Source organism: Veillonella fallax, assembly GCF_020687175.1.
Lineage (GTDB): Bacteria > Bacillota > Negativicutes > Veillonellales > Veillonellaceae > Veillonella > Veillonella fallax.
In genome coordinates, this window is sequence record NZ_JAJEQD010000014.1 from 1 (window position 1) to 25,703 (window position 25,703).

At 37.5% G+C, this 25,703-nt stretch carries 24 protein-coding genes and 5 tRNA genes; all 29 read right to left on the reverse strand.

From position 1 onward, the window contains the following. Positions 1-69: 69 nt before the first annotated feature. A complete protein-coding gene (locus LKD20_RS07170) occupies positions 70-516 on the reverse strand; it encodes a 2-thiouracil desulfurase family protein (protein WP_432049328.1) in 447 nt (148 codons plus the stop codon). A gap of 134 nt (positions 517-650) precedes the next feature. Then, a tRNA-Leu gene (locus LKD20_RS07175) sits at positions 651-739 on the reverse strand. A 14-nt stretch (positions 740-753) separates the two neighbouring features. Further along, positions 754-828, reverse strand: a tRNA-Cys gene (locus tag LKD20_RS07180). A gap of 9 nt (positions 829-837) precedes the next feature. Then, a tRNA-Gly gene (locus LKD20_RS07185) sits at positions 838-912 on the reverse strand. A gap of 7 nt (positions 913-919) precedes the next feature. Then, positions 920-995: transfer RNA gene (locus LKD20_RS07190), tRNA-Phe, on the reverse strand. Positions 996-1,000: 5 nt separating this feature from the next. Then, positions 1,001-1,076: transfer RNA gene (locus tag LKD20_RS07195), tRNA-Asp, on the reverse strand. 50 nt (positions 1,077-1,126) lie between these two features. Next, entirely contained in the window at positions 1,127-1,723 is a 597-nt protein-coding gene (locus LKD20_RS07200; RefSeq protein ID WP_213467790.1) for an MBL fold metallo-hydrolase, read from the reverse strand. Positions 1,724-1,736: 13 nt separating this feature from the next. Continuing rightward, positions 1,737-3,224, reverse strand: a complete 1,488-nt coding sequence (locus LKD20_RS07205; RefSeq protein ID WP_156719762.1) for a TrkH family potassium uptake protein — start codon at positions 3,222-3,224, stop codon at positions 1,737-1,739. A gap of 12 nt (positions 3,225-3,236) precedes the next feature. Further along, entirely contained in the window at positions 3,237-4,577 is a 1,341-nt protein-coding gene (trkA, locus tag LKD20_RS07210) for a Trk system potassium transporter TrkA (RefSeq protein ID WP_060924664.1), read from the reverse strand. 5 nt (positions 4,578-4,582) lie between these two features. Continuing rightward, positions 4,583-5,491, reverse strand: a complete 909-nt coding sequence (locus LKD20_RS07215) for a CvfB family protein (RefSeq protein ID WP_227721310.1) — start codon at positions 5,489-5,491, stop codon at positions 4,583-4,585. A 1-nt stretch (position 5,492) separates the two neighbouring features. Next, positions 5,493-5,855 carry a ribosome silencing factor gene (gene rsfS / locus LKD20_RS07220; RefSeq protein WP_005386808.1) on the reverse strand — a complete coding sequence of 121 codons (363 nt, stop codon included), beginning with the start codon at positions 5,853-5,855 and terminating at the stop codon, positions 5,493-5,495. 12 nt (positions 5,856-5,867) lie between these two features. Continuing rightward, entirely contained in the window at positions 5,868-6,989 is a 1,122-nt protein-coding gene (locus LKD20_RS07225; protein WP_005386809.1) for an LCP family protein, read from the reverse strand. 12 nt (positions 6,990-7,001) lie between these two features. Next, entirely contained in the window at positions 7,002-7,571 is a 570-nt protein-coding gene (yqeK, locus tag LKD20_RS07230) for a bis(5'-nucleosyl)-tetraphosphatase (symmetrical) YqeK (protein ID WP_005386810.1), read from the reverse strand. Positions 7,572-7,574: 3 nt separating this feature from the next. Continuing rightward, the gene (nadD, locus tag LKD20_RS07235) at positions 7,575-8,189 is read right to left on the reverse strand and encodes a nicotinate-nucleotide adenylyltransferase (RefSeq protein WP_119206729.1); all 615 of its coding nucleotides are present in this window, start codon (positions 8,187-8,189) and stop codon (positions 7,575-7,577) included. Between the two features lie 139 nt (positions 8,190-8,328). Next, entirely contained in the window at positions 8,329-9,588 is a 1,260-nt protein-coding gene (locus tag LKD20_RS07240) for a glutamate-5-semialdehyde dehydrogenase (protein ID WP_227721311.1), read from the reverse strand. Positions 9,589-9,597: 9 nt separating this feature from the next. Further along, positions 9,598-10,719 carry a glutamate 5-kinase gene (gene proB / locus LKD20_RS07245; protein WP_227721312.1) on the reverse strand — a complete coding sequence of 374 codons (1,122 nt, stop codon included), beginning with the start codon at positions 10,717-10,719 and terminating at the stop codon, positions 9,598-9,600. 66 nt (positions 10,720-10,785) lie between these two features. Further along, on the reverse strand, positions 10,786-11,070 hold the full coding sequence (yhbY, locus tag LKD20_RS07250) for a ribosome assembly RNA-binding protein YhbY (protein ID WP_005386817.1): 285 nt from the start codon (positions 11,068-11,070) through the stop codon (positions 10,786-10,788). Positions 11,071-11,078: 8 nt separating this feature from the next. Further along, on the reverse strand, positions 11,079-12,350 hold the full coding sequence (gene obgE, locus LKD20_RS07255; protein ID WP_227721313.1) for a GTPase ObgE: 1,272 nt from the start codon (positions 12,348-12,350) through the stop codon (positions 11,079-11,081). A gap of 17 nt (positions 12,351-12,367) precedes the next feature. Then, on the reverse strand, positions 12,368-13,507 hold the full coding sequence (locus LKD20_RS07260; protein ID WP_227721314.1) for a S41 family peptidase: 1,140 nt from the start codon (positions 13,505-13,507) through the stop codon (positions 12,368-12,370). Position 13,508: 1 nt separating this feature from the next. Next, on the reverse strand, positions 13,509-14,714 hold the full coding sequence (locus LKD20_RS07265; protein ID WP_374047433.1) for a murein hydrolase activator EnvC family protein: 1,206 nt from the start codon (positions 14,712-14,714) through the stop codon (positions 13,509-13,511). Further along, positions 14,714-15,601 (reverse strand): permease-like cell division protein FtsX, encoded by an 888-nt coding sequence (gene ftsX / locus LKD20_RS07270; protein WP_227721316.1) that lies wholly within the window; start codon positions 15,599-15,601, stop codon positions 14,714-14,716. Before ftsX ends, LKD20_RS07265 begins: the two co-directional genes overlap by 1 nt. Then, positions 15,591-16,277 (reverse strand): cell division ATP-binding protein FtsE, encoded by a 687-nt coding sequence (ftsE, locus tag LKD20_RS07275; protein WP_119206734.1) that lies wholly within the window; start codon positions 16,275-16,277, stop codon positions 15,591-15,593. Before ftsE ends, ftsX begins: the two co-directional genes overlap by 11 nt. Before the next feature lie 14 nt (positions 16,278-16,291). Continuing rightward, positions 16,292-17,224, reverse strand: a complete 933-nt coding sequence (locus tag LKD20_RS07280) for a transketolase family protein (RefSeq protein WP_119206735.1) — start codon at positions 17,222-17,224, stop codon at positions 16,292-16,294. Next, the gene (locus LKD20_RS07285; protein ID WP_119206736.1) at positions 17,224-18,060 is read right to left on the reverse strand and encodes a transketolase; all 837 of its coding nucleotides are present in this window, start codon (positions 18,058-18,060) and stop codon (positions 17,224-17,226) included. The genes LKD20_RS07280 and LKD20_RS07285 overlap by 1 nt, the downstream gene beginning before the upstream one ends. Before the next feature lie 33 nt (positions 18,061-18,093). Beyond that, positions 18,094-19,194 (reverse strand): polysaccharide pyruvyl transferase CsaB, encoded by a 1,101-nt coding sequence (gene csaB, locus LKD20_RS07290; RefSeq protein WP_227721317.1) that lies wholly within the window; start codon positions 19,192-19,194, stop codon positions 18,094-18,096. Beyond that, the gene (locus LKD20_RS07295; protein WP_039969226.1) at positions 19,187-21,229 is read right to left on the reverse strand and encodes a DUF5693 family protein; all 2,043 of its coding nucleotides are present in this window, start codon (positions 21,227-21,229) and stop codon (positions 19,187-19,189) included. The genes csaB and LKD20_RS07295 overlap by 8 nt, the downstream gene beginning before the upstream one ends. Before the next feature lie 12 nt (positions 21,230-21,241). After that, positions 21,242-21,937 carry an LmeA family phospholipid-binding protein gene (locus LKD20_RS07300; protein ID WP_119206738.1) on the reverse strand — a complete coding sequence of 232 codons (696 nt, stop codon included), beginning with the start codon at positions 21,935-21,937 and terminating at the stop codon, positions 21,242-21,244. A gap of 8 nt (positions 21,938-21,945) precedes the next feature. Further along, positions 21,946-23,053, reverse strand: a protein-coding gene (prfB, locus tag LKD20_RS07305) for a peptide chain release factor 2 (RefSeq protein ID WP_227721318.1) whose coding sequence is annotated in 2 segments (ribosomal slippage) — positions 21,946-22,995 and positions 22,997-23,053 — 1,107 coding nt in all. Because the reading frame shifts where the segments join, the coding sequence is not laid out codon by codon here. 121 nt (positions 23,054-23,174) lie between these two features. Beyond that, complete coding sequence (secA, locus tag LKD20_RS07310; RefSeq protein WP_227721319.1) at positions 23,175-25,610, reverse strand: preprotein translocase subunit SecA; 2,436 nt, start codon at positions 25,608-25,610, stop codon at positions 23,175-23,177. Positions 25,611-25,703 lie beyond the last annotated feature (93 nt).

Consider the following 25,703-nt stretch of genomic DNA (forward strand, 5'->3'; position numbering starts at 1 on the left):
CTCTTTAGAGGGCCGCCACTAGAGAAAGACCCTTATAGGGTCAGAGCAAACCACCCGTTCTACGGGTGGTTATGATTCCATTAATAGGTGAATATCTTCTTCCGTATAAACCTCTATATTATTCATTAATAAGGCCTCTACAGTACATCCGTGCCCCTCTCGCAGGGTTTTACTAAAGGTACCATCATAAATACGCTTATAACCGCAACTAGGACTTTTTGCTTTCATTAGAGCCTGCTTACATCCCTGTTGCATTGCTATATGCAATGCAATTTGAGCTCCTTTATGAAATTCTGTGGTTACATCAGTTCCATTAGCCGTACATACACGTTTACCTTGTCGTTCCGCAGGATCACGAGGTGTGCTAAGCCCACCTAATACTTCTGGACATACGGATACCAGATCAAAAGTATCCTTTAACAGCGGTAACTGTTCTATAAGATTATCTTTTCCATCATAACGACAGGATACGCCACATAGACATTCACTAATTAATAATTTTGCTTTATTATTCATAACTTTATTAAACATAGATAATCGTATTTGAAATATGCCATTCTAATAACAAACGCACTCTCATATTTTTAAATTATACACATTTAAAATCTAGATTTACATAAGAAAAAAGACTAACCGAAGTTAGTCTTAATTGGTGCCGAGGACCGGAATCGAACCGGTACGGTTGTTTCCAACCGACGGATTTTAAGTCCGTTGCGTCTGCCTGTTCCGCCACCCCGGCATGGGTAACGATTGTGGAGGCGGCACCCAGAATCGAACTGGGGAATAAAGGTTTTGCAGACCTCTGCCTTACCGCTTGGCTATGCCGCCATATAAAATTGGAGCGGGAAACGAGATTCGAACTCGCGACCCCCGCCTTGGCAAGGCGGTGCTCTACCGCTGAGCTATTCCCGCATGTACATGGTGCCTCAGGACAGAATCGAACTGTCGACACACGGATTTTCAGTCCGTTGCTCTACCAACTGAGCTACCGAGGCATGAATGGCGACCCCGATCAGATTTGAACTGACGATCTTCGCCGTGACAGGGCGACATGTTAACCGCTACACCACGGGGCCGTATCCAAAGTACTTGCTTAGTATATCGGTTATCAGGACTTTTGTCAACACTATCCTACAATATTTTTGATGAATTCTTCTTCATCTTTTAATGTTGTAGATTCTTTATGTCCTGGTTCGACGATTAAATTCTTTGACAACGTTAATATATGCTTCAAACTAATGATTAAATCATGGGGATTACTCTTATAGTTGTCGGTATTTCCTACATTTTGTTTGAATAAAGTATCTCCAGAAAAAAGATGTCCACCAATCTCCAAACAAACTGAGCCAGCACTATGGCCTGGTGTATGATGTACGATTATTTTAAAAGGCCCTACTTCTAATTTACCAGCCACTAAATCTTTACAATTCGTGTACATCTTCTTTTTATATACACTAGGTCTACGTCGGATTAGTTGTAATAACTCTTGATCCAAAGGATGTAAATAAGCAGGAATATTATAATACTCACAAACCTCATCAAGAGCCGATACATGATCACAATGACCATGTGTTAATAATACTGCTATAGGCTCAGAATCTCCTACCATTTCAATTATATGCTTACTATGAAACCCGGGATCAATAATAAGAGATTTTCCATCTTTAATTAATACATAACAATTTGCTTTATAAAGCCCTAGAGGGCGTTTTATAATATTCATATTATTCGCCCTCCTATAGGATACGATACCGTTTAGTAGATTGTTTTTTTATAAAATACCCTTCCCAGAATTGAGGATGAAGCATAACAAGAATTGTAAATAATTCCAAACGACCTAATAACATGTCTGCCATTGCTACGCATTTAGCACCATCAGACATACTACCAAAGGCATCTGTAGGCCCAAAACCACCAAATCCAATGCCTACATTACTAAGAAAAGCTGTTATAATTTGCATCGCATCATAAGTAGACATTCCAGAACAAGTCATAAGGAAAACAGATATAACGTAAATCATTAAATATAAAAATAAAAATTGCTGTGCCATCTGTATCCATTTAGTAGGCATCGGTTTACCATTAATGCGCACGACTTGTACCATCTCAGGATGAATTGATTTTCTTAAATAAATAATGCTGCTCTTAATTAAAATAATGAGGCGAATAATTTTTACGCCCCCTGTTGTAGAACCACTACAACCACCAAAAAATGATGAAATAAATAACATCATCTGTGCCGCGGCTGGCCATAAATCATAATCGCTTACAGCAAATCCACTACCAGTTTGAATCGATACATAATTAAAGGAAACATCTCTAAAGATTTGAATTGGATCATTAATATTTGATTGTACTGCCATCGAAATTGATATTATAGCAATTCCAATAAAAATAACTAGCCAATACATACGTGTTTCAAAATCATCAATCAAAACACGAATGCCTCTTTGCAGTGCATTATAATATACTGCAAAATTACCACCAGCAAGTATCATGAAAAATATAAATACAAAACAGATATAGTTGCTTTGTTCATAAATAAATGTACCTGCAGATGTAGGTGCAAAACCACCTGTAGCAATAATGGAAAATGCATAATTTAATGCATCAAAAGGCTCTATACCACCAGCCCATAGCATAACGAAACAAATGGCGGTAAAAGCAACATATAAACGCCAAAGTTTAGAGGCCATTGATTGAATACGGGGCATAACAACACCAGGTTTTGGTACCGATGCTTCTGCATTAAACATATGAGCTGCATCTGCACCTAAGTTCTTTAAGAACGATAAGATAAGGACAATAATCCCCATCCCACCAATCCAGTGCATTAGTCCACGCCATAAAACATATGTCTTAGGTAAATCATCTACGCTATTAATAATTGTAGCACCAGTTGCTGTAATCCCTGATGTAGCTTCAAATAGAGCATCAAATACATTAGTTAATATACCACTGAGAATAAATGGTAAGGAACCTAAGATAATAGTTAATATCCATGTAGCTGATACAACTAAAAACCCATCACGAAGACTAAAGCTTTGAGTTTCATGACCATAATAGGATAAAAGTCCACCTAAGCCAAATGAAATACCAGTAGTAACCAAAAACGACCAATATGCAGTTTCAAATACAATACCATATATAAAAGGAATTAATGTAAAAATCCCAAAGATATATAATAATCGCCCCACTAAGGACATGACAATTTGAATGCGCATAGTCCCTCCATACTAAGTAAGATATTTAAGTAATTTACTTACAGATTCAGGTAACGCAAATAGAACAATGTGATCTCCATCTAAGATTTCAGTATTACCACGTGGTACGATAGCTTCATCACCACGTAAAATTACACCAACTAACGCCTTCCCTGGTAAACGGATGTCCTTTAATTGTTTACCAGCCACAGGTGATTCACTTGTAATGGCAACCTCTATAGATTCCGCTTTTCCACCTTCAAAGGTCGAAATAGATAAAACACCTTCTCCACTACGCACGAAACGTAAAATTTGACTCGCTGTAAATAAACGTGGCGAGAATACGACATCAATCCCCACTTGTTCCATAAGCATAATGTATTCAGGTCGACCTACGCGCACAACTGTCTTTGGTATGCCCATATGCTTGCCTACAAGAGCAACGAGCAAGTTGAGCTTATCATCATCTGTAACAGCAATTATAACATCACTATCTGCAATTTCTTCTGCTTCTAAAAGGTCAAAGTCTGTAGCATCTCCATTGATAACCATGGACTTATCCACAAGATTAGCAAGTTTTTCACAGCGGTTAAAATCTTTTTCAATGACCTTAACAGAGAATCCAGCTTGTTCTAAAAGAACTGTTAGATTTCTACCTAATAGACCAGCCCCAATGATAACAGCCCGTTTATAAAATGTAGTGTGATTATGGAACCAAAGATTTTCCACTTCTTCAACAGACTCTTTTAAGCCTAAGAAGAATACACTGTCATCAACTTGTAGAATACTTTCACCATGGGGAATAATCATTTCACCATAACGTAAAACCCCTACTAGTAAAACACCTTCAGGGAATTTAATTTCTTTTAAAGGTTGACCTATTAATGGAATATCATCTGTAATCTTAAATTCCATAAGGCGTACAGTACCTTGGCCAAAATCTTCTACATCAATAGCTGATGGAGTCTCTAGAATTTGTAAAAGCTCTTGAGCCGTAACCATTTCAGGATTGATAAATAAATCGACCCCTAATTTAGCACGCATCTCATCATCCATATGTTCTGCTACGGTATTATCTCGCACACGAGCAATCGTTGTAGGAACACCTGTAATTTTAGCTACAGAACAAGATAACATATTTACTTCATCAGAATCGGTAACAGCAATAAACATTCCTACATCATCCATACCGATTTCGTTGAGCAATTGTATATCACTGCCATTTCCTTGAACAAGGCTAACATCTAGTGTATTTTCAAGATTTTGTATACGTTCTGGAGAACGATCAATTACATATACATCATGATTATCTTGTATCAAGCGTTGTGCCAAGGAATAGCCAACCTTACCAGCACCTACAATGACAATTTTCATCGCCTTTATTCCTCTTCTTGTGATTCATTACCAACAGGAGGTGTCCATTGACGTCCTGTTTCAGTTAACAATGTCCAACCATTATCTTGAACAATTTTTTTCTCTTTCATCAAATGCCCTAAAGCACGCTTAAAGGCAGCTTTACTGATATTAAATTTATCTTTAATCAACATCGCAGAAGATTCATCGCTATATGGCATCTTGCCTCCACGATTAAGAAGGTACTCCATTATAATGTCTCCATCAGATATGAGGGCCTTTTCCTTGGTAGGGCGCATAGATACATTGATTCGGCCATCATCACGTTTAAAGGTAACGCGACCTTCAACCATCTCCCCAACCTTTAGTTTTCTCGTCATTTCTGAGCGATGTAAAAAGGCTATCCATCGTTCTGGAGTAATAAAGAATGCCCCATCACTAGTTAAGTTATAAATAACACCCTTAACTAGTTGTCCTACCTTAGCCTCTGTAGCGGCCTTAGAAGCACGACGCATTTCATCATCTACATCCATAGATACTGCAAATCGACCAGATTTATCAGTATATAGGCGAACCCAAACCTTTTCACCAACTTGAGGACGTCCACGCATCTCAGCATGTGGCATAAAGATACCACGCTCAGTGCCAACCTCAACGAAACAGCCAAAGTTTGTAGTGTTGATTACCTCAACATAGCCAATTTGACCTACCTTCATCGCAGGTAAACGCATAGACGCAGTTAAACGTCCTTTTGGATCGCGATATAAAAATACCTCTACCTCATCACCAATAGCAACTGGAGATGTTTGTTGATCCTTATGAAGCAAAATATCATCATTTGTATTGCCTGTTTGACCATCTAGAAAGGCCCCTTGGTCACTAGTACGCAATACTTTTAATGTGGCAATTGTATTTTCCAACAATTCTGTAGCCATATTATACTCCTTCAAATGGAACTCGAACTGCATCATTCCACAACTCTTCTAAACCGTAGAATTCACGCAATTCATCACCACCAAAGACATGACAAATAACATCGCCAAAATCAAGTAAAATCCATTCCCCTTCACGGTAACCTTCTCTGTGGTTGACTGTCATGCCCAATTCTGCTGCTTTATCTTCCATTTCATCAGCAATACTTTGAGATTGCTTGATATTATTCGCACTAGCAATTAGGAAGTAATCACCTAACATAGATACACCTTCTAAATCGAGGATTTCAATATCTCTACCTTTTTTATCGAAAGCAGCTTGTGCTAATTGTAATACGATTTCTTTAATTTCTTCTTTATTTTTCATACTATTCCCCTTTTACCGTTTTTTACTACTCTCATCACCAGGTTCTGTTGGCTTTGTAATAGTCCCACCATTATGTTCTGATTCAGGCGCAACCTTGGCTGTACTATTAGTTGGAGCTGTTACAAATTGTGTCATTTCATTAGCTGGTAAATTTCCCATCGTAATGCCTACTAATCGTTGTGCTTCCGTAGGATTTACCTTCCAATATGTCATATCTCCTACTAGCTCTTTTTCGCCAGGAAGAATGTAGAAATGGATTTCTTCCTTATTGATTTTGCTAGCATTATACACAAGCTTAATAGCATCTAATGTAGAAATATTGCTATCATAATGATCCCAAATTCGCCAAATATGCCATGCATTTGTTAAGAAGAATGCATTATGCTCTTCTTCTACCCATAGTTTTAAAAAGCGTTCTTGTCGTTGTACACGTGTAAATGTATCATGTTTTGGATCAGAATATCTTAAATAAGCCAATGCTTTATCACTATCTAATGTTTGATAGCCTCGTTGCAAATCGATATCTTTATTTCCGTCTGCATCCACGTGTTCCATATTTTGTTCTACATAGATTTGTTGATTTCCTAATACATCATTCGTTTTTTTGAAAGCATTTTGGTTAACTACAACATAATATGGTATAGAAATATGGAACATATCTTCAATAACAGCTTTTGTTAAATCAATACCACCTTTTTCATAGATGCTATTGAGCATTGTTGCATCAGTCTGATCTCTGTTATCAATTTTACTATTACTAGGGATGCCAATAACATCCATAGTCTTTTGATCTAAATTAATAGACAACAAGAATAAGCTATCACTTTGACTTGGATTATTATCATCAGTACCGACAACAAGAATATATAACGGTTTATCTAAGCCTTTTTGCTCTACAGATACAGTATTACCATCTTGTTTATTTCCATTATCTCCAGATGCATCAGTTGATTCGGTAGTACCTACAATAGCTCTATATGCATAAGATACACCAGTATACAAACCGTATCCTATACCGCCAAGTAATGCTACTAGTACAATAATAGCTAATATAATTCTAGGCCATTTAACAGATGACTTTTGTTGACGTCTTCTTCTTCGACGGCGAGCTCTTGCTCGTTCACGTTCTTCCATATATAAACTCCATTATTTACAAGATTGTAACACATCATTACGACCAAGAATGGTCAAAGGATAAATAGATTGTTTTTGCTCAATAAGATGAATAATAGTGTTATCAAAACCAAGCAATACAGCTTTATCTAAATTTTGATCCGCTACTTTACGCAATTCATCAACACCTGGAAAATCTCGATTAGGTTCTATATAGTCTGCTAAGAATATAACTTTATCTAGTTTAGACATATGTACCTTACCAGTCGTATGAACCCTAATGGCTTCCAAAACCTCATTATCAGATATGGAAAATTCTTGTTTAGCACGAATCATACCGGCTAGTCCATGTAAAAGATTACCATTGCTTAATAATTCTTGATCAGCCTCATAAGATTCAGCACTAACTAGCTTTTGCATTTCCTTCAGCGAAAGCTCCTTTGCGCAATCATGCAACAATGCGGCTAATCTAGCCTTTTCCACATCAACGCCATAAAGCTCAGCTAAATGAGTGGCTGATTCAACAACGCCAAGAGTATGCTTAAAACGTTTTTTACTCAACCATTGACTCACGCTAACTTGTATTTCATCAAATGATAACATCCTTTATTCCTTCCCATAAATATGGTTTTCTTCTATATACTCCACTACACATTTAGGCAACATGTACCGAACAGTTTTTCCAGAACGTAACCGCTCTCGCAAATACGTAGCAGATAATTTCATCTCAGGAACCTCCATAAGATGTATTTTTTCTCGTGCTTTTGGTCCTAAAATATCTAATGTTTCATCAATAGCACTAGATCCATCAGGTCTTGTAGCGCCAATAAAGTGGACCTCATCTAATAATTCCTCAATAAATTTCCACGTTGGCAACGCACGAATTGTATCGGTTCCAGCTATAAAGTAAAATTCAACATTTGGTCCATAGATCACCTTAAAATGTTGAATCGTATCAACTGTATACGAAGGGCCTTCTCGACGCATTTCTACATCAGAAATTTCAAAATTTGGATTATCTGACACAGCCGCTGCTGTCATAGCATATCGATGATGGCTATCTATTACATCATGTTGCTTATGAGGTGGTATCCGTGCTGGCACAAAAATAACCTTCTCAAGGTTAAAACTTTCACAAGCCACTTCAGCAATCATTAGATGCCCTAAATGGATAGGATTAAATGTTCCACCTATGATACCTATACGACGTTTCTCTACCATAATAATGTCACACCCTTAATGACAATGACACAAATAATGATAAATAAGAGCAGTGCTTTTCCATAGGATATCCATTCGTATCGACCTTTTGGGGTATGAATATATCTGTAGTATGCCCTTATTAAGTAATATACTGTCTTCACTTTCGAACTTGGCCTTCTCCAAATACAAAGTATTTATATGATGTTAGTGCTTGTAATCCCATTGGCCCACGAGCATGGAGCTTTTGAGTACTAATACCGATTTCAGCACCAAAACCAAATTCAAAACCATCAGTAAAACGCGTAGAAGCATTATGATACACAGTAGAACAATCTACTAAGTTCATGAATACTCTTGCACGCATCGGTTCATCTGTTACGATAGCCTCTGAGTGATGTGTAGAATAACAATTAACATGATTAATGGCTTCTTCAAGATTTTCAACAATACGTACATTTAAGTCCATATCGTTATATTCAGTATGGAAGGAATCATCTGTTAAAGGAATTGTATTCTCCATATATTGAGCTACAGCTGTATCACCGTGAATTCGGACACCATATTCTTGTAGAGCCTCATCAAGACGTGGTAAAAACTCACCGGCCACCGCTTGGTGAACTAGCAATGTTTCCATAGAGTTACATACAGACGGACGTTGTACCTTTGCATTGATTGCAATTTCTAATGCCATATCGAGATTAGCATATTCATCTATATATGTATGACATACACCACTACCAGTTTCAATAACAGGAATACTACTTTCATCTACAACACGACGAATCAGTCCGGCTCCACCACGAGGAATGATGACATCAATATATTCACGTTGGTGTAATAATACACCAACCATATCCCGATCAAGAACTTCCACAAGTTGAATTGCATCTGGCGTAATTCCTAAAGATTCTAAGGTATTACGCATAATAGTCACGATAATTTGGTTGGTATGGAAGGCCTCCTTACCACCACGCAGTATCGTAGCATTCGATGTTTTTAAACAAAGCACACCAGCATCAATTGTTACATTTGGACGAGCTTCAAATATAATGCCAATGACACCAAAAGGTACCGCTCTTTTTTCAATAGTCAAACCGTTAGGACGTGTAATTGTTTCTATAACCGAACCTACTGGACTTTCAAGAGTAGCCACTTGACGAACACCTTCAGCCATTTGAGAAATGCGGCTAGGTGTCAATGTTAATCGATCTATCATGGTTTGAGGCACATTATAATCGCCAGATTTATCTAAGTCTAACTTATTAGCAGCCATGATTTCATCGGCTTGTGCTTCTACAGCATCAGCGATTGCTAATAATGCAGAATCTAATGTACCTTGATCAATTTGAGCTAATTCAAAGGATGCCGCTTTAGCTCTTTGACCCATATCTTTACAAATTTCTTCATACTGGTTCATAGGATATCCTCAATGTAATAAAACTAGATTATTACGATGTACTGCTTCATCATAGGTTGTATTAATACCTAAAATTTGAGCTATATCATTTGTATTATGACCTTTAATGGCCTTCATATCTTCAATGCCATAGTTGATAAGTCCACGGCCAATTTCTTTACCATCATGATAAATAGAAATTGTATCACCAGGTCCAAATGACCCATCTACATCAATAATACCAGCTGGTAAAATGCTCGCCCCTTTATCTAATACAGCACGCGCACAACCATCATCAATAGTGATTGATCCTTTCAATCGTTTACCAAAGGCAAGCCAATGATGTTTACCTGATAGCCCAGCATCATGCGCTTCAAAGAGAGTACCAATTTGTTCACCCTTACATACACGACGAACAGAATCTTCCACTTCACCAGATGTGATTACCATCGGTACGCCAGAGTTTGTAGCCATATGAGCCGCTTTAATTTTAGTATACATACCACCAGTACCCATATTAGATCCTGCTCCACCTGCAATAGCATAGGTTTCATCAGTAATTTCAGAAACTGTTTCTATTAGCGTAGCATCTGGATGAGTTGCTGGATTAGCTGTATATAAGCCTTCAATATCGGACAAAATAATCAGCAAATCAGCATCTACAATACCTGCTACAGTAGCAGATAAAGTATCATTATCTCCGATTTTAAATTCTTCAATGGCAACCACGTCATTTTCATTAATGATAGGAATAACATTGAGTTGCAATAACGTATGTAATGTATTACGCAAATTAAGATAACTATGGCGACCAGTACTATCTTCTTTTGTTAAAAGAATTTGACCTACTGTACGACCATATTCACGAAACATACGCTCATACATATGAATAAGGATGCCTTGTCCTACTGCTGCAGCAGCTTGTTTTAATACAAGGTCTCTAGGTTTTTCCTTAAATCCTAAAGGGGCCAGTCCAGCACCTGTTGCACCAGAAGAAACGAGGATAACCTCTTTACCTTGGTTAGCTAAATCTGATAGTTGGCGTACTAATCGTTCAATGCGTTCTAGGTTTAAATGACCATTAGCATAACAAAGCGTACTACTGCCTACTTTAACTACTATTCTTTTTGCGTTGATGATAGCACTGCGCATAGAATAACCTCCTAGGGCTAACAGGTTATGAAGACCCCATATAATACATGTTAGTAATATGACGATTTATTTAGGTAGAATAATTTTTGGTTCTTTTTTAGCTTTATATAAAACACCATTAAAACCAATAACTTGGACTAATTCAGCACCAAGCATATCAGCTAACTCTTGGAAAATCGTCTTATCTTCAGGGCTATTGTTGAGTAATTTTACCTTGATTAATTCACGAGCCATTAATGCTGCGCGAGCACTATCAATAACACTATTTTCTAAACCATTTTTACCAATTTGAACCACTGGTGGCATTGTTGCTGCCAAAGAACGTAAATACCGTTTTTGTTTTCCTGTCATTATTACTCCTACTCTTGGAATGTAAAGCGTTGATCGCCAATCACAACTTCATCACCGTCTTTACAACCTTTTTCTTTCAATTTAGCATCGAGCTCCATAAAACGCCAGATGCGTTGGAATCTACGAAGAGATTGATCATCACTTAAATTTGTCATTGCCACTAAGCGTTCAATACGTTTACCTGTAATATAGAATGCAGCATCATCACCACGAGTAATAACGAATTCCACATCTGGTTTTGCTTCGTATACAACTGTATCATCAGTTGCTTCTGGTTCTGGCTCGTAGTTTTCTACATAGTAGTAAGCTCGTTCCATGAGCTCTGGTAAGCCTTCACCGCTTAATGCATTGATAAGGAATACTTCATATCCTTTATCTTCAAAATATTTTTTTGTATCAGGAATTGTTGTATCATCAAAGACCATATCAATCTTATTGAGTGCAACAATTTGTTTTTTATTGGCTAATTTTTCAGAATATTTACGAAGTTCTTCATTAATAGCATCAAAATCAACCTTTGGATCGCGACCTTCCATACCAGATACATCAAGGACGTGAATTAAAATGTTAGTCCGTTCTACGTGACGCAAGAAGTTATGCCCTAGGCCAACACCTTCGCTAGCTCCTTCAATAAGACCAGGAATATCGGCTAATACAAAACTACGGTCTCCAGGGATTGTTACTACCCCAAGTACAGGTGTCAATGTAGTAAAGTGGTAAGCAGCTACCTCTGGTTGAGCTTTAGAAACCTTACGTAAAATACTAGACTTACCAACAGATGGATAGCCTAATAGACCAACATCTGCCAATACTTTAAGCTCTAGTTGTAACCAGAACTCTTCACCTGGTTCACCCTTTTCTGCAAATGTAGGTGCACGATTAGCACTTGTTTGGAAGCGTGCATTACCACGGCCACCACGACCACCTTTAGCAATAACAAAAGTATCGCCGTCGTTAACGAGGTCACAGAAAATTTTACCTGTTTCTTCTTCTTTAATTACAGTACCCAATGGAACCGGGATAATAAGTGGCTCAGAACCGCGACCATGCTTGTTGGAGCTTTCACCATTACCACCAGCAGGTGCTTTAAACTGACGTTTATATCTAAAGTCTACAAGAGTATTAATATTCTTATCCGCTTTAAATATAACGTCTGCCCCTTTACCACCGTCGCCACCACTAGGGCCGCCATTTGGCACGTATTTCTCACGGCGGAAGCTAGACATGCCGTCCCCACCGTCACCGGCCTTAACAAAGACACGCGCTCTATCTATAAACATACTTTAACTCCTATGCATTATTGCTGTAATAACTCTAATGCTTTTTTAATTTGAATATCATCTAATGTACTAGATGGATTTACACCTTTTGGTAAATCCAGTTCTACATCAGGTTTAATACCAATGCCGTCAATAACACGGTCATTTGGTGTATGGTATTTAGCAATAGTTACCTTAACACCTTCATTATCAAGGCTAGGGTAAATTGTTTGAACTGTACCCTTACCATATGTATTAGTACCTAAAATAGTACCTAGTTTACGGTCTTGAATAGCACCAGCTATAATTTCAGATGCACTAGCAGACCCTTTGTTAACAAGAACGACTAATGGCATAGCTACTTCTGGACCATTAGACTTATAAACCTCTTTTTTCCCAGCTCTATTTTGTACGGTTACTAATGTTCCTGGAGGCATAATATAGTTAGAAATCTTTTCTGTAGTAGATAATAACCCACCAGGATTATCTCGAAGGTCTAAAATTAGTTCCTTCATACCTTGAGATTGTAATTCTTTAAATTGTGTTTCGAAATCATCAGCTGTATTTTCTGCAAATTGACTAATCCGAATATATCCAACTGTACTTGTGAGCATTTTGCTTTTAACAGTAGGTAACACAATAGATTCACGGGTAATATCAAAGTGTAATTTTTCACCATTACGCTCTATATCAAGGTCGACAATAGTACCAGCCTCGCCGCGAATTCGAGAGGATGCATCTTCTACAGTAATATCACTTGTAGATTGACCATCGATAGCAATAATATGATCACCAGGTTTTATGCCCGCTTTGAAAGCTGGTTGATCTTCCATAATACTAACTGCATATAAACCTTTATCATCATAACCAAGAACCATGCCTACACCTGCATAAGTGCCAGATGTTTGCATTTTCATGGATTTAAATTCGTCAGCATCTAAATAAATACTATGGGGCTCTCCCAAAGAGCCAATTAAGCCTTTAAGCATACCATCATAAAGGGTCGCTTTAGACATCGGTGTCATAAAGACTTGACTCGCAGCATAGTAGGCTACAAATAGTCTTGGTAATCCCCAGAATGAACCAGATAAGTACCAAAACGTGAGCCACATAATAACTATGCCGGAGCCTATATATTTCAATAGACTCCATAACACCGTACGTGTATCAAATTTCATATTATAAATATCCCATAGGATCAACAGGATCCCCACTTATACGAACTTCAAAATGTACGTGTGGCCCAGTACTATTACCAGTGCTACCAGCATAGGCAATAACTTGACCTTTAGATACATCTTGTCCTTCAGAGACAGCAAGCTCAGAATTATGGCCATAAAGGGTGGACATACCATTACCATGGTCGATAACTACGGCGTAACCATAGCCACCCATCCAACCAGACCAAACAACAGTACCTCCATCGGCAGCATGAACTGGCGTACCTTCATCAACACCAATATCAATACCAGAATGGTAAATCGTTGTGCCCCAAATTGGATGCGTCCGATAACCATATGGTGACGTAATTTCACCACTTACAGGCCAACCAAGTTGACCAGACCCTTGTACCCAAGAGTAGCTTGGTGCAGACTGTTGAGCCGCTGCTGCCGCCGCTGCTTCTGCCGCTGCACGGGCTGCCGCACGTTCCGCTTGACGCGCTTTTAAGAGAGCTGTAATTTGAGCAGAAGAAGCATTAAGTTCTTCCACAGCTTGCATCGCCGTAGCACGATCATTTTGTGCCTTCTGAAGAACTACTTCTCGTTCTTTTTTCTTTTGTTCAATTTCAGCTTGTTTTGCTACAGCAGCTTTTTCAAGCTCTACTAACTTAGCTCGAGATTGCTCAAGAGCCTGTTTACGTGCCGCAATTTCAGCACGTTCTTTTTTAATTTCATCGATTAACTTGATGTCAGAATCAATGATACGTTTTAAGATCTCTAATCGATTTGCAAAATCGCTAAAGTCTTTAGATCCAATGACAACATCTAAATAACTTAGACGTCCATTGATATAAATATCTCGTACACGCTTATAAAATACGGATTCTCGTCCTTCTAAGCGTTTTTGTGCTTCTGCGAGTAACTTTTCATTAACAGTAATATCATTTTCAACGGCAACACGTTGCTGTTGAATAGATTCTAACTGTTGTTGGGCCTGACGTAATTGCTCTTCAATTTGTCGCAACTGTTCAGATACACTTACAATGACAGTTTCTGCATCCGCTTTAATAGAATTTTGTTGATTAACTTGTTGTTGAATTGAATCTAATTGATTCGTTAAATCCTCATCTTCTGCAACGATATATAGTGGTGTTCCCAGTACCACCATACCTGTTAAAATTGTTGCTACAAGGCGAGATTTGATTGTGTTGTATTTCATAAACATTACACCTTCATGTATTGTTTTAAAGAAATCGTACTACCAATAGCACCTACTACTACGCCACCACCTAAAATATAGATAGCCACATCATAGAAGAATGGGAACATTGGTACTAATGGGAAGAATGCTAAGGACTCAGAAACTTCCATAGTAATGAAGTGGTAAAACTCACCTACACAAAGTACGGCAATTACAGCCCCCACTAAGCCCAATAACATACCTTCGATCAAGAATGGCCAACGAATAAAACCATTGGTTGCACCAACATATTTCATGATGGCAATTTCTTTACGTCGAGCGAATACAGTCAAGCGAATTGTATTAGAAATAATGAATAATGTAGCGGCTGCTAAGAATCCGATTAGTACAATACCACCAATTCTAATAACTTGAGTAATACGGAAGAGTTCTTCCACAATATCTTGACCATAATGTGTACTTTCAACACCTTGGAATGTAGTGGCCAATTTAGCTGTAGCCTTAACATCACTAGGGTTATCAAAGGTTAATACATAAGAATTTGGCAATGGATTTACATCGCCTAATGCATTTACCAATTGTTGTTGATCACCAAGGCGTGCTTTAAATTCTTTCATAGCTTGTTCTTTATTAACAAACTCTAAATGCTTAAGATTTGGTATAGCTTTAATTTGCTTACCTACCGCCATAATTTGGTCAGTTGTTAACCCATCTTTTAAATAAATACTCAATTGCACTTGGTTTTCTAAACTAGATGCCATGTTATTTAGATTGATAACACCGCAAAGGAATACACCAAGCATAAATAGAGATAAAGCCACTGTAGAAATAGATGCTAACGTCATAAGACCGTTACGCTTCATAGATTTGAGGGCTTCTTTAAAAAAGTATTTCAATGTTCTAGGCTTCATTAATTTCTGCACCTCTCATATTATCACTTTGAACGCGACCATCTTTAAGACGAATAACACGTTTATTTAAATACGAAACAAGATCCATATTATGGGTAACCATAATAACAGTTGTGCCAAAATTATTGATATGCTTAAACAAATCTACAATACCTTTACTTGTATCAGGATCTAAGTTACCAGTCGGTTCATCAGCAATAAGTACAGATGGACGATTTACAATAGCGCGAGCAATAGCAACACGTTGTTGTTCACCACCAGACAGATCCTCTGGTAAATCATTTGCTTTATCACTTAAGCCAACAAGTTCTAGTACATGACTTACCTTTTCCTTAATTACCTTTGGTTTTTCTTCAATTACTTCAAGAGCAAAGGCAATATTTTCTGATACCGTTTTGTTTGGTAATAAACGGAAATCTTGGAATACAACACCAAGTTTTCTACGTAATTTTGGAATTTTACTACGCTTCATACGCGTAACATCAAAATCATCAACAATGACAGTACCAGAATCGGGTACTACTTCATGAGTTAACAATTTAAATAGAGTTGATTTCCCTGCACCGCTGTGACCACAAATGAGGACAAATTCGCCCTCATTTATAGTTAAACACACATCGTCTAATGCAACAGAACCATTATCATAGACTTTACTAACATTCTTAAATTCAATCATGGGGTCCCCTTTGATTATTTACGAGTGATTACACGTTTTACTGCTTCTACTATGTCTTTTGCTGTCAAACCATATTTAGCCATCAATTCTTTTGGCGTACCACTCTCCCCAAATGTATCTTGTACACCAACGAATTCCATAGGAACAGGCTTATTAGCCACAACAACTTCAGACACAGCAGAACCAAGACCACCAATGATATTATGTTCTTCTGCTGTTACAATAGCACCTGTTTCAGTAGCTGCTTTTACAATTGCCTCTGCATCAATAGGCTTAATAGAAGCCATATTGATAACGCGGGCAGACACATTAGATTCAGCTAATGTTTTAGCCGCCTCAACAGCAGGGCCAACCAAGGCACCACAAGCAATGATAGTTACATCAGAACCATTTACCAATGTAGTAGATTTGCCAGGTACGAATGTATAACCTTCAGCTGTAACATCATCTACTCCAGCACGGCCTAAACGAACATATACAGGACCTTCATAAGATGCAGCCCATTCAACTACTGCTTCTGTTTCACGTTCATCAGCAGGTACTACTACAGTCATATTAGGTAAAGTACGCATACAAGAGATATCTTCCAAGCTTTGATGTGTAGCACCATCTTCACCTACGGTAATACCAGCATGTGTAGCACATACTTTTACATTCAATTTTGGATAACATACAGCATTCCGAATTTGTTCAAATGCACGACCTGTTGCAAACATAGCAAAGGAAGAAACAAATGGAATTTTACCTGCTGCTGCAAGTCCGGCACCAACAGAAATCAAGTTTTGTTCTGCAATACCTACATTAAAGAATCGATCAGGGCAGACATTTTTAAATGTATCAGTTTTAGTAGATTTAGATAAATCTGCATCTAATACGATAATATTTGTATTTTCTTTACCAATGCGAGCTAACGCATTACCATATGCTTCACGTGTTGCTTTACCCATTATTGTACCCCCATAATTTCATTAACAAAGGTTTCACCTTGCTCTGCACTAGGTGCTTTACCATGCCAACCTGCTTGGCCTTCCATTTCAGCTACACCTTTACCTTTTACAGTATGCATTACGATACAAGTTGGACCTTCTGTGAAAGCTTTAGCAGATTCAATAGCATTATGAAGTTCATCAAGATCATGACCATTGACTTCAATAACATTCCAGTTGAATGCTTTAAATTTCTCAGGAATTGGCAATGGAGAAAGTACTTTAGTAATATCACCATCGATTTGAAGGCCATTAAAATCAACAAAAGCAGTCAAATTATTGAGTTTATAATGACCAGCAAACATTGCTGCTTCCCATACTTGACCTTCTTCAAGCTCGCCATCGCCTAAAATGGAGTAAACGCGATAATCAGCATTGTCAATTTTGCCTGCCAATGCCATACCACATGCGGCAGAAATGCCTTGGCCTAAGGAACCTGTAGACATATCTACGCCAGGAGTATGTTTCATATCAGGATGGCCTTGTAACATATGGTCAATTTTACGTAAATTCAAAAGTTCTTCTTTAGGGAAATAACCTTTTTCAGCCAATGTAGCATATAAAGCAGGAGCTGCATGACCTTTAGAAAGGACAAAACGATCTCTATTTGGAGCTTTTGGATTTGCTGGATCTACATTCATTTCTACATAGTACAACAAGGCCATCACATCAGCGATAGATAAAGATCCTCCTGGATGTCCAGATTTTGCTGCCGTTACAGACTGAACAATACTAACGCGAATAGCTTTTGCCTTCTCTTGAACTAGTTGTTTAACATCTTGTGTTAATGTAGCCATAGAGACCTCACTTTCTGGATTGGATCCAATATATTAATAATCTTTAAGTAATGAAATAGCGATTTCTGCATTGCGTTGAGAGTTTAAACGCAATGCTTCAATACGATCATAAGATGCTTGATACTCTTCTTTTGAATGTAAGAGATTATGACATCGCTGATATAGCGCCTCTTCTCTAAGATGTGTCATTGTTCCTATTGGTTCCTGACCAATCATATGTAAGAAGCTTGTAATTTTAGGATCGTAGGAAATACCGATAACAGGTTTCCCCATTAAAGAGCTAAATACTAGAGCATGAAGACGTATACCAATCATTAGGTCCACATTCCCCGATAAGGATACTTGTTCCTCTGTAGAGAATGGGCCTTCAAGAACAATAGCCCCCTTTGGCATATAATTAGCGATAATTTTAGCTTCTTTTGTATCCTCTGGATGAGACATAGGAATAAAAATAATTTCTACCTCATCTTGCTCTTGTAATCGGCTCAACACATTGGCTAATGATTCACGATATTCTGTATCATCTTTCCAACTACGAACAGCAACACCAATTCGTTTTGGATTCTCTATAGATTTAGGTAGTTTAGATGTATAGCCTTCTAAAATACGTTTACCAATAGACAAATTTGCCGGTTGCATAGCCAAAACAGCATCAGCTGTAACCTCTACATCTTCAATTCCTAAGGACTCTAATTCAGATTTTGAAATAGAATCACGAACTGTAATGGTATCCACAAATCGCAATATAAAGCTAACAGCACTTCGTGTAGAGGGACGATTTAAAGGCCCAATACCTTGAGAGTAAAGCATTACCTTTTTTCCCATCATTTTAGCTAAAGCCATAATACTTAAATAGTAATATGTATTACGAATACTTGTAGCATCTTGTAAAAGACTGCCTCCACCACTGATCACTAAATCAGAATTGGCAATAGCCTTTAGAATACCGAATGCAGAAAATGTTCCAACCGCATGAATGTTATGTTTTTTGCTTGTCTCTGTAGGATTACCAGAAATAACCGTAATATGCGCATCTGCTTCCTCTTTGCGAATGGCATCGATAATGGCACAAAGCATTGCTTCATCGCCAGCATTACCAAAACCATAATAACCAGAGATAACAATATTACTCATGGTCAACCTCCCGCGCTTGGAACCATTGTGTTACGTACATCATGAAACGTACAGCAATGATAAGAAGCAAACCTAAGAGAGCACCAATTAATAAACCATCATATCCACGCATAATAGACATGAATACAGGAGTTCTAATATGACAGAATGTTTCAACCATTGAAGCTATGCCGATAACACCTGCAATAGTTAATAAGAAATGGATTACTGTAGGCCATTTACGTAAGAATGCAAACGTAGCCAACATTAATGCTGGGTGACCAATAATGAACTCTTTTTCTCTAGGTCTTGCATACAATGTATTTTCAAGGAAACGACGAAGCATAAGTTCAAATCCTGGTACAGGAACACCTGCTGTATGACCACTGCGGCCAACAAATACCCATGCCACGCCACCAAGAGCAGCCATTACAAAGAATACGTAAAATTTAACATCCATTGTTAAGAATTCAACTACAAATTTCTTTGCTTCTTCTTTAGAGTTAATCATACGACCTTTCCACAAAGGGAAACGTTGTAAGTACGCGATGATCACCAATACAATTGGAAGTACAAATGTTAACTTAACACCTCTAAAGATAGCAAATTCCATAAAGAATTTCGTATTTCCTAATAAAGATGCAATATACATACCGCCAATAGCCGCAAATAATGCAGCAATTACGAGATAAAGCACTGCTAATACGGTAGATTTAATAGCACCTAATGGACGAGCTCCATCATAACGACGCCATTCCTCCATCAAGCGAATCATGGCACCTACAGGAGCCATAATAGCACTAGATAAAGCCCAGATTTGAGTAATCAATGTACCACTTGTAATGATGAATAATACTACAGATACAAGGGAAATGCCAAAGAATGCTACCAATTGTGTATGTTTACGCATTGGAACTAACATTTGAGCAACATAAACGAATAGCGCAATAGCACCAATCATTGTGATGACTACTAATAAAGGATTTGGCGTATAAGGAGGATAAATATCAGCAGGACCGAATTCATAACCTTTAGTAGATAATTTTTCAGTGGTCATCCCAATATAGTTAATAGTTGTTTGTAATACTGTTTCATTGTTTACACCTGTTTCATACATAGGGAATAAGTTAAAACGAATATTACGTTCAATATCACTAATATAGAATCGTTGAGCTGCTTCTTCTGGAGTGATTTTCTTTAATTCATCCTTAGCAATTGTATATACACGGCCCACACTATAATTATCTTTAGCAGCCATTTCCAAGAAACCTTGTTGTGGCTCATATTGAAGTTGGTTAACGGCTTCAATACCAACTAGAGGAATATGATTCTTATGTAATAGTTCTAATGTTTCATCCGTTAAATTAGGAGCTCCTAGGGCCTCTTTACCAGCAAAGATCATGCCTGTTACATGTGGAATTCCTTCAAGACGCTTAAACACATATTGGAGGTCATCTGATGTTACATTTCTGTAGTTTGTAGGACGAACTATAACATTAAATCCACGATTAGCAACTTCTTGAGCTTGTAGCTTGGAAATACCAAGATTCATTTTTAGATAGCTATCAGCGGTAGCACCATATAATTCAAGGACCGGACCAATACTAGTATTAAGCTCTTTAACTTTATCTTTACCAATACGATGATATAAGTCTTCACGAATTTCTTTATAGTAACCTTCTTTACCAGAAATTAATGCTACATAGGTTGCACCATGTTTAACGGATGCCCCATTAACACGGACTGCATCCATCTCTTCGGAGCTTAACACCTTAACTTGACCAGCATCCTTAGCTTTTTCTAAGGTACGATCATAAATGGCGAATGCTGTTACACCTGCATTACGAAGTGCATCAAAAGCCTCTTGTTGACTGCGCTTTTCAAAGGCATTAGCTCTTAGAACAGCATCATAATCTACGATATTTTCAATATGATTTTGAGATTTTTCAATCTGATGGCGTTCAAATACCAAATATAAAGAGGATACAAGTCCCACTATAATACAGAGTATTAGAATCCAAGAGTACTTACTTTTTTGTGTATTCCGATGATTCACGATAAATCCTTTCTAGTTAAGTACAGGTTTAACTTTGATGTGAATTTCACCATTATCAACAGTTAAGCTTTCAGCTTTCACAGGAATTGGGAAGTTATTAAAGTTATAAACTTCTGTAGCCTCTAATACATTAGATGTCAAACCTGGGATAGTAGCACCATTAATGGTGAACTTTTTAGGTGCGAATAGTAAAGTATTATCCTTTAATTCTAAGTTGCCATCTAATCTAACAGAACCTTTAAATACCATGCCAACATTCATGTTACCAGTTAAGCTGATGTTATCTTTATTGATGTTTACTTTTACATCTTGAATTTCACTACCAGCTTGAGTGCTTAAGAATTTAGCCAAATCTTCATTAGTCACAGTACCTTCGATACTAGAACTACCTACACTTACTACATCAATTTCTTGGCTAGCCAATAATGAAATTGGATTTACAAGAATTTGTGTTGCATCATAATTGAAGTTTGCAAAGTTTAATTTACCAAGTTTTACATCATCTAAAGAACCATATACATGATCAGCTTCACCATAGAGTAATTTAAATCCTGGTTGAGACTCAACATTTACTGTTTGAGAAGATGGTTTTAGTGAATCATTTAACTGTTTTTCAATACGGGAACTAATATAAGAAGGTAATAAAAATTGAGTTGCTGCTGCTAAAGCAATAATCAGCACTAATAGGAATAGTAAAAACTTTTTCATAAGAACTCCTAAATTGTTAAATTCGCTTCTTTTTTCAAGAAACCTTCCATAAATTGATCTAAATTACCATCCATAACGGATTGTACATTCCCTGTTTCAACCCCTGTGCGATGATCCTTAACGAGATTATATGGGTGGAATACATACGACCGAATTTGACTACCCCATTCAATCGCTTGATAGGTACCACCAATTTGCTCTTTAAGTTCTGCTTGTTTTTCTAATTCTAATTCAAATAATTTGGCGCGCAATAATCGTAATGCTTGTTCCCTATTTTGCATTTGAGAACGTTGAGTTTGACACTGAACTACGATACCTGTTGGCCTATGCGTCATACGTACAGCAGAATCTGTTTTATTGATATGCTGACCACCAGCACCACTAGCTCGGTATGTATCTACCTGTACATCTTTCATATCAATATTGATTTCTACTGTATCATCGATTTCTGGCATTACATCAACAGCAGCAAAGGATGTATGACGACGTGCAGCAGCATCAAATGGTGAAATACGCACTAGACGATGTACACCTTTTTCAGATTTCAAATAACCAAAAGCATTTTCACCTTTAATTAAAAATGTAGCAGATTTTGTACCTGCCTCATCACCGGGTTGTTCATCCATCAATTCAATAGAGAATCCTGCTTTTTCAGCCCAACGTAAATACATGCGAATCAGCATGGAGCACCAATCTTGAGCCTCTGTGCCACCTGCACCAGCATGGAATGTTAAAATCGCATTATTAGCATCATATTCACCACTAAGCAATAAAAGAACTTCTTGTTTTTCTACAGTTTCTTCTATTTGTTGAACATAATCCTTGATTTCACCTTCCAAAGAACGATCATCTTCCTCTATTGCCATCTCAAGCATTACATTAGCATCTTCAATATCACTAACAAGTTGTTTATAGCTTTCTACAGCATTTTTCAATTGTGTGGCTTCTTGAGAAATCTCACGAGCCTTGTCTGGGTCATCCCAAAATGTAGGGTCGCTCATTTGTACATCTAGTGTAAAGATTCGATCCTCTTTCTGAGCAATGTTAAAGTGAATCCCTCATTCCATAAATACGTTCTTCTAGATTAGAAATAATAGGTTTTAAATCTTCTAACAATTTATGTTCACCACCTTTAACTTATTAGCTTATTACATCGATAAACTATCACCTTAATAAAATAGAAAAATGGCCGTTGCCCAGAAGGAAATCCCATTGAGCAACGTGCCATTCACAAATCTTAATCTATGTTTTGTGGCTCCAACACATCTTCATGATGGGGTTGTGCACCTTCTAAGTGGTCAACTGGTTCTTCAATTTCTTGAATCAATTGTGCACGAATTTTGTACAACGCCATGATTGTTTCATCTTGGATAGCAGCAATCATGTTTTGGAACATATCAAAGGCTTCAAATTTATATTCCACCAATGGATTTTTTTGGCCATATGCACGAAGACCGATACCTTCACGCAACATATCCATATTATCCAAATGTTCCATCCATTTGTTATCAACAACGCGCAACATAATAGCCTTTTCAAGCTGGCCAAACATAGCATCACCAAGCATATCAACGCGATCTTGATACTCAGCATGAGCAATTTCAATCAAGCGTTCTAATAATTCTTGACGACTATATTCTTCCATATCTTGAGGAGTCATAATATCTTCGGTTAAGAAATATTGACTCAAGTGCTTGTAGAGACCTTCGTAATCCCATTCTTCTGGATATAATTTCTCATCTGCATAAGCATCTACAGATTCAGTAACAAGTTTATCAATCATTTCATTGATTGTGTCACGTAAGGACTCATTACGTAAAATACGACGACGTTGTTCGTATAATACTTCACGTTGTTGATTCATAACATCATCATACTCGAGTACATATTTACGAATATTATAGTTATGATCTTCTACTTTCTTTTGAGCACGTTCAATAGATTTAGTAATCAAAGAATGCTCAATAGGTTCATCCTCTTCCATGCCAAGTTTATCCATAATGCCTGTAATATTGTCAGCACCAAAGATACGCATCAAATCATCTTCTAAAGATAAGAAGAATTGAGAGGAACCTGGGTCACCTTGACGACCAGCACGACCACGCAACTGATTATCGATACGGCGACTTTCATGACGTTCAGTACCTAAGATGGCCAAGCCACCTAATTCAGGTACACCTTCACCTAATGTAATATCAGTACCACGACCTGCCATGTTTGTAGCAATTGTTACCATGCCCATTTGACCAGCATTGGCAACAATTTCAGCTTCTTTTTCATGATGTTTAGCATTCAATACTTTATGTGGTACGCCTGCACGTAATAACATATCTGAAAGCTCTTCAGATTGTGTAATAGATGTAGTACCAATCAAAATAGGTTGACCAGTTTGATGTCGTTCTACAGCATTACGTACTACGGCACGATATTTAGCAGCCTTAGTTTTAAAGATTTGATCTGGCAAATCTACACGGGCTAATGGTTTATTTGGAGGAATAGGCAATACTTCCAAACCGTAAATATCGATGAATTCTTTTTCCTCAGTCTTAGCTGTACCAGTCATACCAGCAAGCTTTTTATACATACGGAAATAGTTTTGGAATGTAATAGAAGCCAATGTTTGACTTTCACGTTCAACCTTCAAGCCTTCTTTAGCTTCGATAGCTTGATGTAAGCCATCAGAATAACGACGACCAAACATCAAACGACCTGTAAATTCATCGACGATAACAACTTCACCATCTTTAACTACGTAATCAGTATCGCGATGCATCATAGCATAAGCACGTAAAGATGCACCAAGTAGATGGTTTAACTCGATGTTTTCTGCATCATACAAGTTTTCAACACCAAGCATTTTTTCGACTTTTGCGATACCAGAATCAGTAGGTGCAATAGTCTTTTGTTTTTCATCAATTGTATAATCTTCATCTTTTACAAGATGAGGAACAATTTTAGCTAACTTGTAGTAATTATCTGTGGAACGTTGACCAGGACCAGAAATAATTAATGGAGTTCTCGCTTCATCGATAAGAATAGAGTCAACTTCATCGACAATTGCGTAATTCAATGGACGTTGTACCATTTGAGATACATCAGATACCATGTTATCGCGCAAATAGTCAAAACCAAACTCATTATTTGTACCATATGTAATATCACATGCATATGCTTCTTTACGTTGGTTATAATCGAGATTAGCCACAATAAGACCTGTAGAAAGGCCTAAGAAGTTATATAAACGACCCATTTGTTCACTATCGCGAGTAGCCAAATAATCATTTACTGTAACAACATGTACGCCGTTACCTGTCAATGCATTTAGATATACTGGCAATGTAGCAACTAATGTTTTACCTTCGCCAGTACGCATTTCTGCGATATTACCTCTATGAAGGCAAATACCACCGATCAACTGCACATCAAAATGACGCATGCCTAACACACGTTTAGATGCTTCGCGAACTACAGCAAATGCTTCTGGCAAAATGTCGTCTAACGTTTCCCCTTTTTGCAAACGACGTTTAAACTCATCGGTTTTTGCTACTAAGTTAGCATCACTTAATTTAACATAATTCGGTTCAATTTCATTAATATGATCAGCAATAGCACGCATTTTTTTAATTTCTTTTGCGTTATTATTGCCTAATAGCCTTTGTAAAAAGCTTAACAAACAAATCACTCCTCTATAGGACATCTTACATTATTTTATCTAATTTATTATAACGAAAATGCCTTGAATAGTCAAAGAATTCAAGGCATTTCA

What these genes read in the sequence shown, in the direction of transcription:
- LKD20_RS07170 (WP_432049328.1), bottom strand. Translation starts at nt 516, where the DNA reads ATGAATAATAAAGCAAAATTATTAATTAGTGAATGTCTATGTGGCGTA.
- LKD20_RS07200 (WP_213467790.1), bottom strand. Translation starts at nt 1,723, where the DNA reads ATGAATATTATAAAACGCCCTCTAGGGCTTTATAAAGCAAATTGTTAT.
- LKD20_RS07205 (WP_156719762.1), bottom strand. Translation starts at nt 3,224, where the DNA reads ATGCGCATTCAAATTGTCATGTCCTTAGTGGGGCGATTATTATATATC.
- trkA (WP_060924664.1), bottom strand. Translation starts at nt 4,577, where the DNA reads ATGAAAATTGTCATTGTAGGTGCTGGTAAGGTTGGCTATTCCTTGGCA.
- LKD20_RS07215 (WP_227721310.1), bottom strand. Translation starts at nt 5,491, where the DNA reads ATGGCTACAGAATTGTTGGAAAATACAATTGCCACATTAAAAGTATTG.
- rsfS (WP_005386808.1), bottom strand. Translation starts at nt 5,855, where the DNA reads ATGAAAAATAAAGAAGAAATTAAAGAAATCGTATTACAATTAGCACAA.
- LKD20_RS07225 (WP_005386809.1), bottom strand. Translation starts at nt 6,989, where the DNA reads ATGGAAGAACGTGAACGAGCAAGAGCTCGCCGTCGAAGAAGAAGACGT.
- yqeK (WP_005386810.1), bottom strand. Translation starts at nt 7,571, where the DNA reads ATGTTATCATTTGATGAAATACAAGTTAGCGTGAGTCAATGGTTGAGT.
- nadD (WP_119206729.1), bottom strand. Translation starts at nt 8,189, where the DNA reads ATGGTAGAGAAACGTCGTATAGGTATCATAGGTGGAACATTTAATCCT.
- LKD20_RS07240 (WP_227721311.1), bottom strand. Translation starts at nt 9,588, where the DNA reads ATGAACCAGTATGAAGAAATTTGTAAAGATATGGGTCAAAGAGCTAAA.
- proB (WP_227721312.1), bottom strand. Translation starts at nt 10,719, where the DNA reads ATGCGCAGTGCTATCATCAACGCAAAAAGAATAGTAGTTAAAGTAGGC.
- yhbY (WP_005386817.1), bottom strand. Translation starts at nt 11,070, where the DNA reads ATGACAGGAAAACAAAAACGGTATTTACGTTCTTTGGCAGCAACAATG.
- obgE (WP_227721313.1), bottom strand. Translation starts at nt 12,350, where the DNA reads ATGTTTATAGATAGAGCGCGTGTCTTTGTTAAGGCCGGTGACGGTGGG.
- LKD20_RS07260 (WP_227721314.1), bottom strand. Translation starts at nt 13,507, where the DNA reads ATGAAATTTGATACACGTACGGTGTTATGGAGTCTATTGAAATATATA.
- LKD20_RS07265 (WP_374047433.1), bottom strand. Translation starts at nt 14,714, where the DNA reads ATGTTTATGAAATACAACACAATCAAATCTCGCCTTGTAGCAACAATT.
- ftsX (WP_227721316.1), bottom strand. Translation starts at nt 15,601, where the DNA reads ATGAAGCCTAGAACATTGAAATACTTTTTTAAAGAAGCCCTCAAATCT.
- ftsE (WP_119206734.1), bottom strand. Translation starts at nt 16,277, where the DNA reads ATGATTGAATTTAAGAATGTTAGTAAAGTCTATGATAATGGTTCTGTT.
- LKD20_RS07280 (WP_119206735.1), bottom strand. Translation starts at nt 17,224, where the DNA reads ATGGGTAAAGCAACACGTGAAGCATATGGTAATGCGTTAGCTCGCATT.
- LKD20_RS07285 (WP_119206736.1), bottom strand. Translation starts at nt 18,060, where the DNA reads ATGGCTACATTAACACAAGATGTTAAACAACTAGTTCAAGAGAAGGCA.
- csaB (WP_227721317.1), bottom strand. Translation starts at nt 19,194, where the DNA reads ATGAGTAATATTGTTATCTCTGGTTATTATGGTTTTGGTAATGCTGGC.
- LKD20_RS07300 (WP_119206738.1), bottom strand. Translation starts at nt 21,937, where the DNA reads ATGAAAAAGTTTTTACTATTCCTATTAGTGCTGATTATTGCTTTAGCA.